This is a genomic window from Mucilaginibacter angelicae (assembly GCF_042434235.1).
Taxonomy (GTDB): domain Bacteria; phylum Bacteroidota; class Bacteroidia; order Sphingobacteriales; family Sphingobacteriaceae; genus Mucilaginibacter; species Mucilaginibacter angelicae.
On sequence record NZ_JBHLTS010000065.1, the window covers coordinates 21,925 to 35,961 of the forward strand.

General features: G+C 42.5%; 14 protein-coding genes. 2 read left to right on the forward strand and 12 right to left on the reverse strand.

What is annotated here, in order from left to right:
- Nucleotides 1-10 precede the first annotated feature (10 nt).
- Nucleotides 11-850: a DUF2911 domain-containing protein gene (locus tag ACFFGT_RS20875; protein ID WP_377024450.1), complete on the forward strand. Its 840-nt coding sequence runs from the start codon at nucleotides 11-13 to the stop codon at nucleotides 848-850.
- A 305-nt stretch (nucleotides 851-1,155) separates the two neighbouring features.
- Here the strand turns inward: ACFFGT_RS20875 and ACFFGT_RS20880 are convergent, their stop codons facing one another.
- The 3 genes from ACFFGT_RS20880 to ACFFGT_RS20890 all read right to left on the reverse strand — a co-directional run bounded on the left by ACFFGT_RS20880 (nucleotide 1,156) and on the right by ACFFGT_RS20890 (nucleotide 4,796).
- Nucleotides 1,156-1,881, reverse strand: a complete 726-nt coding sequence (locus ACFFGT_RS20880) for a DUF2490 domain-containing protein (protein WP_377024451.1) — start codon at nucleotides 1,879-1,881, stop codon at nucleotides 1,156-1,158.
- A gap of 157 nt (nucleotides 1,882-2,038) precedes the next feature.
- Entirely contained in the window at nucleotides 2,039-3,064 is a 1,026-nt protein-coding gene (locus ACFFGT_RS20885; RefSeq protein WP_377024452.1) for a lipid A deacylase, read from the reverse strand.
- Between the two features lie 10 nt (nucleotides 3,065-3,074).
- A complete protein-coding gene (locus ACFFGT_RS20890) occupies nucleotides 3,075-4,796 on the reverse strand; it encodes a glycosyltransferase family 39 protein (RefSeq protein WP_377024453.1) in 1,722 nt (573 codons plus the stop codon).
- Between the two features lie 149 nt (nucleotides 4,797-4,945).
- Here ACFFGT_RS20890 and ACFFGT_RS20895 point away from each other — a divergent pair, with 149 nt between their 5' ends.
- On the forward strand, nucleotides 4,946-5,425 hold the full coding sequence (locus ACFFGT_RS20895) for a DinB family protein (protein ID WP_377024454.1): 480 nt from the start codon (nucleotides 4,946-4,948) through the stop codon (nucleotides 5,423-5,425).
- On the opposite strand, the gene ACFFGT_RS20900 is transcribed toward ACFFGT_RS20895, so the two are convergent.
- The 9 genes from ACFFGT_RS20900 to ACFFGT_RS20940 form a co-directional block, all read right to left on the reverse strand.
- Complete coding sequence (locus ACFFGT_RS20900; protein WP_377024455.1) at nucleotides 5,422-6,693, reverse strand: hypothetical protein; 1,272 nt, start codon at nucleotides 6,691-6,693, stop codon at nucleotides 5,422-5,424. The two genes, ACFFGT_RS20895 and ACFFGT_RS20900, sit on opposite strands and share 4 nt — an antisense overlap.
- Before the next feature lie 53 nt (nucleotides 6,694-6,746).
- Nucleotides 6,747-8,252 carry an FAD-binding protein gene (locus tag ACFFGT_RS20905; protein WP_377024456.1) on the reverse strand — a complete coding sequence of 502 codons (1,506 nt, stop codon included), beginning with the start codon at nucleotides 8,250-8,252 and terminating at the stop codon, nucleotides 6,747-6,749.
- A gap of 6 nt (nucleotides 8,253-8,258) precedes the next feature.
- Nucleotides 8,259-8,615 (reverse strand): Bor/Iss family lipoprotein, encoded by a 357-nt coding sequence (locus tag ACFFGT_RS20910; protein WP_377024457.1) that lies wholly within the window; start codon nucleotides 8,613-8,615, stop codon nucleotides 8,259-8,261.
- A 132-nt stretch (nucleotides 8,616-8,747) separates the two neighbouring features.
- Nucleotides 8,748-9,866: a cyclopropane fatty acyl phospholipid synthase gene (gene cfa / locus ACFFGT_RS20915; RefSeq protein WP_377024458.1), complete on the reverse strand. Its 1,119-nt coding sequence runs from the start codon at nucleotides 9,864-9,866 to the stop codon at nucleotides 8,748-8,750.
- Between the two features lie 143 nt (nucleotides 9,867-10,009).
- Entirely contained in the window at nucleotides 10,010-10,558 is a 549-nt protein-coding gene (locus ACFFGT_RS20920) for an REP-associated tyrosine transposase (RefSeq protein ID WP_377024459.1), read from the reverse strand.
- Between the two features lie 173 nt (nucleotides 10,559-10,731).
- On the reverse strand, nucleotides 10,732-11,754 hold the full coding sequence (gene recA / locus ACFFGT_RS20925) for a recombinase RecA (RefSeq protein WP_377024460.1): 1,023 nt from the start codon (nucleotides 11,752-11,754) through the stop codon (nucleotides 10,732-10,734).
- Between the two features lie 215 nt (nucleotides 11,755-11,969).
- Complete coding sequence (nth, locus tag ACFFGT_RS20930; protein ID WP_377024461.1) at nucleotides 11,970-12,731, reverse strand: endonuclease III; 762 nt, start codon at nucleotides 12,729-12,731, stop codon at nucleotides 11,970-11,972.
- 252 nt (nucleotides 12,732-12,983) lie between these two features.
- The gene (locus ACFFGT_RS20935; RefSeq protein ID WP_377024462.1) at nucleotides 12,984-13,178 is read right to left on the reverse strand and encodes a hypothetical protein; all 195 of its coding nucleotides are present in this window, start codon (nucleotides 13,176-13,178) and stop codon (nucleotides 12,984-12,986) included.
- A gap of 263 nt (nucleotides 13,179-13,441) precedes the next feature.
- Entirely contained in the window at nucleotides 13,442-14,026 is a 585-nt protein-coding gene (locus ACFFGT_RS20940; protein WP_090534404.1) for an RNA polymerase sigma factor, read from the reverse strand.
- Nucleotides 14,027-14,037 lie beyond the last annotated feature (11 nt).

Sequence of the window (14,037 nt, forward strand, 5' to 3'; positions counted from 1 at the left end):
ACCGTAAATCATGAAAAAGTTATTTATCTGTATCATCGCCACGATGGTATTTACTGCGGTAAATACCTATGCGCAGTTAACGCCGCAGCCCAGTTCAACACAAAGTATTGTGCAGGATTTCGGCCTCGGAAAAATCAATCTGACTTACTCCCGTCCGGATGTAAAAGGCCGTAAAATATTTGGAGGCATGGAACCTTACGGAACCGTTTGGCGCACGGGCGCTAACTCTGCCACGGTAATTAAATTTACCGATGAGGTAAGCATGGAAGGCAACAAGGTTCCGGCGGGCGAGTACGGTCTGTTTAGTATTCCCGGCGAAAAAGAGTGGACGATCATCCTCAGTAAACAGCCTAAACAATGGGGAGCGTATATGTATAAGGAAGCCGATGATTTCCTGCGTTTCAAAGTAAAAACAGAACGTGTTGCCGCGCTTACCGAAACAATGACCCTTGCTTTTACCAATGTAACCACAACTACCTGCAATCTGCAGATGATGTGGGAGCATAGCGGTTTCGTAATCCACATGGCCACCGATATTGATGCTAAGGTTATGGCGCGGATCGATTCGGCCATGAAAACCGATAAAAAACCTTACTACGAAGCTTTGATCTACTATTATAACAACAATAAAGATATGGACAAAGCTTTAGCCTGGGCAACTGAGCTGGAAAAAGATAAAAACTTCCCTCCCTTTGTGCCTAAACTGTGGAAGGCACGCATCCTATTGAAAAAAGGTGATAAAGCCGCAGCTACAACCACAGCCCAGGAAGGCGTGAAAATGGCCACTGATATGAAAACGGAGGAATATGTACGTTTAAATAATGAGGTAATTGCGCAGGCGAAGAAGTAATGATTTAACCCCCTACCATCGTTAATAAAAAAACCTTGCCAGTGATATTGGCAAGGTTTTTTTGTGTACACATCTTAAAAAATGTCATTTCGATAGAGCAGGGGCGGGTTGAGTGGTAGAGCGAAAGAGAAACTATCTCTTGAGCGATAGCGAAAAATCTTATACATCAGGCTCTACAATTATACCTTCAAAAACAGGGCGTAGAAGATTTCTCCTCACCTCCAGCACACAAGGCCCACTCTTGGTTTGTCGAAATGACATTTTCTTTTTTTAAAATGTCCGCTCAAGAGGGGATTTATAAAGTTCTAAAACCTTGTATAAAAAGCCACCTGCGCTACATGGTTTATCACATAGGCATCAGCCTGTTTAATGTACTGGTTGAGGTAACCGGCTTCGGCATCAAATGATTTGCTGAAGCGATAGCCAACGGCTACATAAGCACGGTTTTGATCAAAAAAGTGTTTGTTTACTTTATTCTTGTTTTGCACGTTTACAAAAGCCTCGTTTTGCAGGGCGAGGAAAGTACCTTTTGTAAACACATCCGAATCGGGTTTCATCGGGATCACTGCACGGGCAAAATACCTGAAACGCTGGGCAAAATAACGATCATTCTTATTATCGGCAGTATTACCTAAAAAGCGCTGCTCCAATCTTAAGCGATGAGCCAGCTGTATGTGTTTGGTAAGCTTGTGCGTATAAGTGTACTGCTGCCAGATGCGGTGCTCCGGGCGAAAAGTTGTTTCGTTGCCGGCAGTACGGCCATAAGTGGCAATGTAGGCATAACCTAAAGCTCCCACCTTGTTCTTAGCAAAATAATAATTAGCCGAAGGGCGAAGCAGGATATGCTTAAGGTAGCTTACCTCATCATGTGAGCGTAATTGTCCATCAAACGAATAGCCCCAGTGATCGGATAGCTTTTGGCTATGAAATATAGCCGCCCAGCCCGAAAACTGATTGTCCTGTGCAAGCAGCCTTGCAGGTGCCGCAAGCAGTAGTACTGCAAAAATTAATAGTTGTTTTTTTAATTGCATGGATGATATATATGTGTGTTATAAAGGTTAACATTTATTGTGGCGCATTACATGAGCCTCTCATCTCGGCAGAAAGTTGCAGGATCTGCCGTGATAAGATACATTTACTAAGAGCTATTGGGCAACCATTCACCTGATCAAACCAATCAACCACTCACTAATCCTTAAACCTCACCAGCGTTTGGCGGCCCAGGTCAACCGTTACCCTGAAGGCCTCCTGGTTGCTGCTGTAGCCCGGTGTTTGGTGCAGGCTCAATATAAACTGCCCTTTTACACGCTTGTATAAAAACGGCGTATAAATAATATCAAGCCTGTTATAGGTTTTCTTTTCATAAAAAGCATCGCCATAAATAATGTGGCTGCCCTGGCCCTTGTAAAATTCATCAAACAAGGCAAAACGTTTCCAGCTTAAATAAGCATTAGCCACAAAGCCGGCCGGTTTGTGAAAACCGTCAACACCACGTACCCGCTCAAACGACATCATGCCGCCTGCCTCAATAGATAACGAATCTAAAATGGTTTTATGACTGAAGTCTAAACCTAATCTTACCTGTCCGCCGCCGTTATCCTGGATATGATCATCAGGCAACAGCACTTCGGCCCCTGCATCATGCTCCAGCAAAAAGTAATGGCTTACATAAAACGGACCAGTTAAACTTGGCCTGTATTTACCCGAAAAGCCGAACAGAAACTGCTCGCGGTCGGTAACAGTTTGGCGGCTTACCCAGTCAATCCAACCGGTTTCCGTAAAGTGAGCATTATGATATCGCGCCAGCAAACCCTCAACATTAGGGCGATAGTAACGCAAAGTATCGTTCAGCAAGGCCCGTGGATAATCATCCAGCAAACCTTCGCGGGGGAAGGCACCGGCGTTAAACAACCAGCTTTTGCCGGTAAAGCTATAATAAGCAACCGGGTTCACCTTTAAAAAGTAAGGTTTTGCACCAAACTCGTGAATACCGTTAGCACCCACAATAAAGTGGTTAAGGCTATCAATGTTAAGGCCAAGATCAAGTGTGGTACGCACGCCCGAATAGGTACGCGAGCGGGCTACAAAATCCTTGTACTCGCGGTTATCCATAAAACCCAAACCGTTAAAATGGATATCAAGGCTGCCTTGCGCGAGGGCAGCTGTAGTGGTTATGATCGAAAAAAGGACTAAAAGGTATATGCGTTTAAACATAGCTGATTTATTATTTTACTGTAATGTTAATGCTCTTGCTGTTACGGCCGCCAAAAAATGGTTCGGTACGAAGCGAAAAAATGAGTTGATAGCGCCCCGGCTGATCAGGCGCCGTTACGTTAAATTTAAAGTGGGTGCTTTCGCCCGGCTTCAGCACAATGTTATAAAAAGAGTCTTCTGCTTTTTGATTTGTTATCTGATCGGTCTTTTTAAAAAAAGCGGCTTCAAAAAATACGGGATGCTTTTGTCCCTTGTTACTAAAATTAATAGTGAAGGGATATGGATTTTTGACCGTCAGATCGAAATCTGTTTTTTGCCCCGGACTAACAGTTTTTTTATTTGAAGATAATTCAAATTCAACCCGTTGATAGGTACGTGTATCATCAACCCAGCCACCATACCAGTTACCGGCAAAGCCACTAATGGTATCAGTAGTAACATTCGGCACCCATATATCCAGTACATAATATGTCTTTTTATGCTGAAGGCTATCTTCTATCGGCCAGATATCGTACTGGGTACGGCGATAATGCTTTGAATCATAGGCAAGCCCATGGGTGGTGTTATTATAAAAATTGTATTTGGAAGGGTCCTGAAAACCTTCATAAAAGATCACATAATTATTCCCCGCTTTTTTTTGGATTTGATGGGCCCAGTCCTTAAAACCAAAAAAGCTTTTCATGGCATCTATCTTTAACAAAAAGGGCGGCCCCCAGATAATACAGATGCGCACAAGTACAATAAGGCTTACATTTATTATAGCTAAACGATTAAACCATGCAGGTTTGCCTGCAGGTTTGGCAAAACTAATGAGCACCAGCATGCTGAGCGGTACATAAGCAATAAGCGTCCAATGGAGCTGAACCTCGCCTTTAAAAGATGTAAGAAAAAAGAACAGCAAAATGCCCGCGCTGTTAACGAGTAAGGTCCTCGTAAACACATCCTGTATTTTGGTTGTAAACCCTTTGTAAAACAAGAACCAGCCTATCAGCGGTCCGGCCATTAACAATTGGCCCAAAGGGTACAAATAAGTATTATCCAATTGATAGTCATCGGCCGAGCGCTCATTAAGGTGATAACTTATTGAGGGATAATCATGGTTTACCTGCCAAATGATGTGAGGGGCATACAATGCAAGCGCCAGGATTACTATGCCGTAAAACGATCCGCGCTTTAGTAATTTAATGTTAGATGCAAGCGTGAAAACAACCAGCAAAATACCGTGATACTTACTGTACAGCAGGCAGGCAATCACAACACCTAATATAAGGGCAAGCTTTAGGCTATCCTTTTCGATATACTGCTGATAAAAATAAAGGAACAGCACGGTAAAGAACAGCAGCGGCGCATCAGGCGTAGTTGTGAAGCCATAAATGTGGAATACAAAGATGCCTGAAACCACCAGTATAAAATTAATGGCATCAACCTTATACCGTTTCAACATCATCCACATGAGGTATAACGATGCTGTAGTACTGATCACTGTAAAAAGCCTCACGCCAAATTCATTATGCATCAGACTATAGCCGGCTTTAATAAAAACGGCCACCATGGGAGGGTGATCATAATATCCCCAATCTAAAAACCGGGAATAAACCCAATAGTAAGCTTCATCGGCATGAATCTCGAGCGTAAATGCCTGTACCGCATTTAGCAAAGCCCACAACAGTAAAAAATAAATTATTGGCTTGTTATATTTTACCGGTGCGCTATTTAAAGAGATATCCTGCATTAAAATGGATGAGTAAATGAATGGGCAAAGGTATGATAAAAGATATAAGCCATAAAACGTTGACGGCGGCGATGTGATAATTTGACGAAATTATACCACAATCTTCATAATTTAGCATAGCTGTAAAGCCTTAACCCTTCCCATATAAAATGAAACAAGAATTTGAGGTTATCAAAAAACCACGCCTGATGCTGCTTAACGTTGTTAAAGACCTTAACCCCGAACAACTTAACCATATCCCTGCCGGCTTTAACAACAACCTGATCTGGAACCTGGCACACCTTATTTCGGGCCAGCAGGGAATTTGCTATACCCGGGCCGGCGTACCTGTTGTGGTTGATGACAAATACTATACCCCTTACCGCCCTGATACTAAACCACAAGGTTTTATTAATGCGGATGAAATAGCCGAGATTAAAGAGCTGCTTATTTCAACCATTGATAAGCTGGAAGAAGATTATCATGCAGGCATCTTTGCAAATTATCAACCGATGACAACCCGTTACGGCGTTACGCTGAGCAATATTGAAGAGGGCATCCGTTTTCTGCCATTTCATGAGGGTTTGCATGTGGGTTATACCATGGCTTTGAAAAGGGCGGTTTTGGAGGAGATGGGCAAACTTGTTTAGTACACTATTTTACTAAACGGAATCCCTATTGTTAAACCCACAGCGATTTTATTATAAGGCAGATGAGTATCTTTCAAAGAGTTATTCATGTCCTGAAGTAATAACTGTGCTTCAAAATTTATGGCAGGCACTCCTTTTTTATCTATTAAAACAATGGGGATCCCTATAATGGAGTTAAGCGCCCTGTAAGTCCCCCAGTTTTTTTCGATCCGGAAACTCACGCCCACATGCGATGTTGAAGGGATGTACACCAGCTTACCCGCTGCAGCAGGTGTTATAAAGTTTTTATATTGACCAATGTACCTGTCGCCTTTATTTATGGTAACCGTATTTGTTCCGTCCACGCCCTGTTGCCCTGTTACATCAGCGTTGAACAAAGAACCAATTTGTACCGAATTATTCACAAAGCCTTTTCCAGCAAAGGTTAAAAAGAACCTGCCCAATTTGGGGCTCTCCCAGAAGCGGGTATGACTTATAAATAATTCGAGGGGATAATTATAGCGTTTGTTAACCTGTGCATTAACATCAGTGCTCACCATAAATTTTTGCGGTATAACCGGAATGTAAACACCCAGGCTTGTCCAGTTATCAGTAACCAGGTCATAATTACCGGTATTAACCAATAGTGCCGATTGCTGCTCAGAAAACTGCTGCAGGTAATCGGCCCGCAGTGTGGTATAAAAGTTTTTACGGAGCTTGCTTTTTACTTCATCCAGATTTTGTCCGGGTACTTCATCCTGCTTTAAATTATTAAGTGATTGTTCAAATTCTTCAGCTTTTTTGCTGATGCTTTGGGTCATTGTGTTTACCATTACTGCCCGGGCTGCATCCATTTCTTTTTTGAAGTTGCCATTTGCTGCATAATGTATTGAAGGTTTCCCCATCCATGTTTTTTGAATAGTGAAACCAAGCTTATTATCAAAGTATTTGTTTGTAAGCTTAGCAGCATAGGCGTTAGCGATGTTTACCCGTGCACCCACTATTACAAATGATCGTACCCAATCGTCACTATCTATGGGCTGATGAAAATTGTGGTTAATACTGATCATCCCTTCTGCTGCATTGATATTAACATAGTTTTTATACAACGAAAGGTCTTCGTTTCCGGAGAGATAGGAGCTTACTTTATTGGACAGGAAAATATTCATGGCCTTGTTGGAGATCAGCATCCCCTGCCCATTACTGTTGGGCCAGTTGGTTACTTTGTTGTTTACCCCTTTAATTTCGGCAATGATCTGAGTTATGGTTTGGGCTTTTAACTCCACCATTACACAGCACAAAAACAGGCAACAGGTTACAGCCTTCCAACAACTTCGATATGTCAGGCCAGCCCCCATTGTTGTGTAATTTGATTGGTAAAGACTTTCTGGCAATCGGCATTGAGCAGGGTTTTTCGGGCGTTGATCCAACTTGTGGCTGCAGCACCATACATTCGTTGAATGCGCTGAGGGGTAACCTCATTGGCTTTGCCCCAATGAAAAGTAAAGGGGATATTTTCATGCTCCAACATGAGCCATACCTGGGTATAAAAGCTGTATGTATTGTCGGATAGTGGTGCATCCAGCTCCATAACACAGGTATGCTCAAAGCGGGTAAAGCCCAGTGTTGCTTTGGTTTGCTTAACATACCTGAACGAGAATACACCGGTGAAAGGCCCGATATCTTTGTTGATATTAATCATCAGGTCGGCTACTTTCGGCGAAAGTTCCGCAGGGAAGCCGATTGCGGCACTTAGTAATTTGCCCCGCAATGTGGTGTTACTGAAAATTTCGCCAAGGGTGCCAAAATGTGGATCATTGTTAAGTGTCATGCTGGCGTCCAGCACTTTGGTAACCACAAAAGGGATCAAAGCCGGCACGGCATCAGTAATGGTACCAATAAAACTGGCGGCATCATCCCCCGGCCCAATCCCTGCTGCATTATCAACCGGCGGCTGATAATCGGTACGGTAAGGCCGCTTGTAAATGGTAGTTACAAAAGCCCCCTTATCCAGATCATAAGGGTTGAGCAACACCGAAAAATGAAAAGGGCGTTCGTTACCATGAGGAAGGTTAGCGGTACTAAAATCCAATGTTTTCATTATGCTCTGCAGTTGTGCATCATAAGGCAGGCGTTGCACATAAGTTTCTAATAAAAACAACGGTTCGGTTTCCATTAGCACCCCATGTATAATACCAAAGCTGCCGAAACTTACCAGGGCTGCATTAAAGAGTTCATCATCCTGTACCAGTTGGGTTTGCAACAAGTCCATAAACCTTTGCGCTACTACGGGTGCCGATGCCCTTTCCAGCCAGATATGCCTGTCGGGACTTACAACAATATGTAAGCCCAACACAAAATCCTGGACTGCGCCAAAATCAAATGCCGAGCCGTGGGCACCCGTACCAATTGCCCCGGCTATAGTTTGTCCGTTACTCGCCCCCGAAGTTTTGAGCGACATTCCCTTGTTTTTCAGGAATTCGCCAAGCTCCCAGATGCCATTGCCGCTTTGTGCAAAAAGCAGGTGCTCTTTGTCGCCGGTATAGGCTGGGTTTATAGCAGTGTCTGCTATCGTAAACCTGGTATTGAGCGGTTTGGTATCCAGCATTACGCCATCTTTAACGGTGGCTATTTTTGTCCATGACCAGCCTGCCCCTAACGACCGCAATGGCGTATCAGTTTCAATCGCTTCTTTGATGAGATTTTGCAGCCCTTTGGTGGCGTCATTGTAGCTATCAAGCGCATCAAGACTGGCTTCGTTGCCCAACTCATACAGGTCTTTAATTTGCTCTGTAAAAGTTTCGTGTCGGTTTTCCCAGCTGCTAACCCCTGTTTTAATAACTTTCATAGCCGCTTATTTTATTACGCCGTCTTTAGCACAAGGTTTACCGCATTTCCACTCTACCCTTGCTGGGCTCCAGATCCCCAGGGTGATCACGGTAAGGAGCGAATAACCGAAATTATTCTTCACCGTAACTTCGGCCATGCCATTGGAACCAAGGGAATCACATATAGGGGTAACTATTCTCTTAGGACTTTGGATAGCCCCCCAGAAAAAGAAATTGACATTTTGATGCGACACCTCCGAGCCGGCCTGCGCTTTAGTTTCTACCCGGGCCGTGTAGCAGCTGCTTAATATTACCGAAAGCAACAGGATGGGTAACAATTTTCGATAGAAACGGAAAGACCGGTTCAGGTATGATGGCGTCATAATGCAAGTATTTAGGAATTTACGGAAATACAATAAAGTAAATCCAAATACTTGATTTTCAGATAAGTAAAAACCCGTTTATTGAATACGTATTTTTACGCCATTTTTAAAATGAATAGATGAATTGCGATTTTATCGAATCGATTTGTACTCACCTAAATGCTTTGGCTTTGTATAAACTATTTGCCAAAGGTGATTTTTCCGCGATCTGAACGATGCTGCACTTGCGCTGAGGTAATAGCGCCACATACGGTGAAAAGTTTCGTCGTATTGCTCATCGGTACGCTGATCCCAGGTTTGCTCAAAATTTTTGAGCCATTCCATACAGGTACGGTCATATTGCACACCAAAGTTATGCCAGTCTTCCAAAATGAATAATCCCTGCGAAGCCGTAGTAAGCTGAGCCGCCGATGGCAGCATCCCATTCGGAAAAATATATTTATCTATCCAGGGATCAGTGATTTTTGTTGAGTAGTTACCGCCGATAGTATGCAGCAAAAAGATGCCATCGTCCTTCAGGTTACGATTAACAACCTCCATTAAGGTGCGGTAATTGCGATAGCCAATGTGCTCGGTCATGGCCACGCATGCTACCCTGTCAAATTCATCATGCAGTTCACGGTAATCATGCACCCTTATTTCCACAGGCAGGCCTTTACATTTTTCACGGGCATAAGCTGCCTGTTCTTCCGAAATGGTTACCCCCACTACAGATACCCCATATCGCTCAGCCGCAAATTGCGAAAGGCCGCCCCAGCCACAACCCAGGTCAAGCATTTTCATGCCAGGCTCCAATTTTAACTTACGGCATACCATATCAAGCTTTGCTTCCTGTGCTTCATCTAAAGTTTCGGCATTATCCCAATAGGCGCACGAGTATTGCATGTATTTATCAAGCACCAGCTCATAATGGTCGTTACCTATATCATAGTGCCTGCGCACTACCTCCTTTGAACGGGCTTTGGTTTGCTGGTTCAGATATTTGGCTTTTAAATAATATTTTAATGTATTGAAATCGCGGGGCAACATTTTATCAACCCGGTAATACTGTACACGGAAAAAGAACTCGTCCAAGGCCTCACAATCCCACCAGCCTTCCATATATGCTTCGCCAAAACCCAATGATCCACCGCCAAGCAAACGGTCATACAATTTTGGATTATGAACCTGCGGATCCCATGGATTGTTACCATTCATAGTGATGCCACCGGCCTTAAACATATTTTCAACAAGCTGTTTGGACGAACCCATATTTTTTATAGAGATGATTTTGCCGATAAATATACACTACTGCCGCGAGTTTAGCGATATCGGAACAACATCTACCGCGGGTTTAGCGCAGCGTAACCCGTGGGAAGCATAGGTTAAGTTTTTAACTTAACCTCCACAAAAAGCTAATACATCAATTCAATATTTATCAAACCTTCAATACCCGCGTGGTCCCTCGCACTACTATAAAGAAAATCTTCCGGCCTATCCACCCAACCGGCTGTAACCGGATTATTATGCAAATAATCAAGCTTCTGATCTACCATCTTATCACCAAACAATTCGATAGGATGACTCCCTTGTTGCCAAAATTGATAATGTTCATTAGCTGGATTCTTCCGCCCCTCCCGTTCAAAAAACCAAAGCAGCCAGGCACGCCTGCTTTCCTGTCCATTTTCGGCTATAGTTTTTATTATTGTTCTTGATGTATGTTTTTTGAGATCTCTTAAAATGTCCTGCATGGGCTTATCTTTTGTGCCGATGATCAAATGAACGTGATTACTCATGATTACCCAGGCATATAACTTTAGCCCTTTGTTTTTAATGCAGTATTTAAGGCTTTCTATAATGATATCTTTATATTCAACTCTTGTGAAAACATCTATCCAGTTTACAACCGTGAAGGTTACGAAATAGGGAAACCCCTGATTGTGGAATTTGTAGTTGCGGCTCATGCGGTTTAGGTTTGTTTTTGATATTTAAGTTAGAAACTTAAATGATGCTACACCACGGGTTACGCTGCGCTAAACCCGCGGCAGATTACTTTTATATGCAAAAAAGCTTTCCAATTGGAAAGCTCTTTTGCAATGTTTATTTAAATCACTATAAATTTTATCAGTCGGCCGGCCTACACTTCTTCCATGCTTTCGCCGGTTACGGTTTCGCGGATCTTGTTTTCCAGTTCTTCCTGTAGTTCCGGGTTATCAAGGATCAATTGTTTAACAGCATCACGGCCCTGGCCCAAACGGGTTTCGCCATAGCTAAACCATGAACCTGCTTTTTTGATGATGTTATATTCAACACCAAGGTCAATGATTTCACCTGCTTTTGAAATGCCTTCGCCAAACATGATGTCAAACTCAGCTATACGGAACGGAGGGGCAACCTTATTTTTAACAATCTTAACTTTTACACGGTTACCAGAAACTTCGTCGGTGTCTTTAATTTGTGAGATGCGGCGTACATCCAAACGTACCGAAGCGTAGAACTTCAACGCGTTACCACCTGTTGTAGTCTCAGGGTTACCAAACATAACACCGATCTTATCGCGCAACTGATTAATGAAGATACAGCAGCATCCTGTTTTGCTGATGGTACCGGTTAGCTTACGTAATGCCTGCGACATTAAACGTGCATGCAAGCCCATTTTTGAATCGCCCATTTCACCTTCAATCTCAGCTTTTGGCACTAACGCGGCAACAGAGTCAATAACTAAAATATCAATAGCGCCCGAACGGATCAGGTTATCGGCAATTTCCAGTGCCTGCTCACCGTTATCCGGCTGAGAGATCAGCAGGTTTTCAACATCAACACCTAATTTTTTGGCGTAGAAACGGTCGAAAGCGTGCTCAGCATCAATAAAAGCTGCAATGCCCCCTTTCTTTTGCGATTCGGCAATAGCATGGATAGCCAAAGTTGTTTTACCTGACGATTCAGGGCCATAGATCTCAATGATCCTTCCTTTAGGCAAACCGTTAACGCCCAAAGCAATATCCAGGCCCAGTGAGCCGGTTGATATAACTTCAGTTTGTTCAATAACGGAGTCACCCAGTTTCATGATGGTACCTTTACCGTATGATTTTTCCAGCTTATCTAATGTAAGCTGTAATGCCTTCAATTTATCAGCGCTATTTTTATCTATGTTAGCCATCGTATTATTTTCTTCAACAAATATAATTACATTTTTTACAATTACTAATTTTTTTAGTAATTTATTATTTCTCCCCACGTCATTGCGAGGTACGAAGCAATCCCCGACTATACAGAGAAGCCTGCATAGCTACCCTGCTAATTGGGGATTGCTTCGTACCTCGCAATGACGCTTTGAGATTTAATGAGGAAAGTTAACCACCATTAGTTTAGCAATCAAATCTCTTTCTCCACACTCCTCTTCTTCAACTCCTTACTTATTGTGTTAAGCGCCTTTTTCTTTTTTGCCTCTTTAGCTTTCTTAACCCTGGCGGTTTCGGCCCTTTGCAATGCGGCTTCCGTATTGTTGCGCTCATAATACCGGCAAAACCAGGTTAGCGGACAAACATCACACTTAGGGCTTCTCGCCAGGCAAATATACCGGCCATGCAATATAAGCCAATGGTGCGCTACACCTATATATTCTTTAGGGATATTTTGAACCAGTTGTTTTTCAACCGCCAGCGGGGTGCGGGCATTATTGGTTAAACCAATGCGGTTAGCTACCCTGAATACATGCGTATCAACAGCCATCGCCGGTTCTTCAAAAATCACCGAAGCAATTACATTGGCTGTTTTACGGCCAACGCCCGGTAACTTTTGCAGGTTTTCAATCCCGGCAGGCACTTCGCCGTTAAAAACATCGATGAGCATTTTACCCATGCCTACCAAATGTTTGGCTTTATTATTAGGATAACTTACGGAACGGATATAGGAAAAAACCTCGTCGGATGTTGAGTCAGCAAGATCCTGAGCTGTAGGGAAACGTTCAAACAACGCCGGTGTTACCTGGTTAATACGCTTATCTGTACACTGTGCCGAAAGAATGACGGCTACCAATAACTGAAATGGGTTGCTATAATGCAGCTCTGTAACCGGGTTAGGCTGGTTTTTAGAAAAATAATCAACAAAATGGCGGTAGCGTTCGGCTTTCAACATTAGTTCAATGGTTCATTTGTTCATTAGTTTATTGGTACCTGCTGCTTAATGAATAAGACAATGCAGTACATATAAACCAAGCTCCAAAATTATCAAACTTTTCACCAATGAACAAATGAACCATTGAACTACTGAACCACCTAAAAATAGAAAGGTTCATAAATCACTCATTGGGTTTTGGTTTTCCGATTCGCATCGGGAACCTCTTCAACAATCATGATCTATGAACCAGTGGGGAATCAGCAATGCGTACTAACGTAAGCTCTTCGAATAATCCAGGATCTGGTGTATAGTTTGCACTTTGGGTTTCCTGATCAGCAGGTCCAAATCGGCACGAATTGAATTGTAAAAAATCACTTCGTCGGCATCCAGATTTTCTTGTACATCCCTGTTCATTTCAGCTTCGTTAGCTAATGCATTCAACGTTTTTGTAAAGGTTTCATCCATAAGCTTTTTTTACTATAATTTTTATACGATTTATAACGGTGGCTTAAAGATAATATTTTGTTAAATGAAAATTAAATGAAATTTTTTATTTCAGGAATTAAAGCCAAAAAGGCCATAATTACCTTACTACAACAGTAAGCAACTTTATATCAGAGACTAATGAAAGCACATCAAAATTTTATGCAAAAAATAAGGTTAGAATATTATTGTTCAATTTAACCTAAACAATAATATCCTAACCTCTTATCTCCGACCGGCAGCCTCTAATTTTTAAGGCTAAGCTCCTTGCTCTGCATCATTTTGCGGAGGTTATTAAGAGCATAGCGCATACGGCCGAGCGCGGTATTGATACTTACATCGGTAATATCAGCAATCTCTTTAAAGCTCATATCGCCAAAGTGGCGCATAATAAGCACTTCCTTTTGTTCGGACGGAAGCAGCTGGATCAGCGCTTTAAGATCTTTATGGGTTTGATCCCTCACCATTTTATCCTCGGTACTTTCATCGTAATTACCAAGCACTTCAAAAATGTCAAAATCATCGCCATTGCTGATCATTGGCGCTCGTTTTTCACGGCGAAAATGGTCAATCACCAAATTATGTGCAATTCGGGTTACCCAGGGCAAAAATTTTCCTTCTTCGTTGTATTTACCTGCTTTAAGGGTATTGATCACCTTTATAAACGCATCCTGAAAAATATCTTCAGCAAGGTATTCGTCTTTTACCAACAGGTAAATAGAAGTGTATATTTTTGATTGGTAACGCCTTATCAATTCTACTAAACCGGCTTCGTCGCCAGCTACGTATAGATGGATTAGATCCTGATCACTCTTCAATTGAAAATCCATAGAAAGTACTA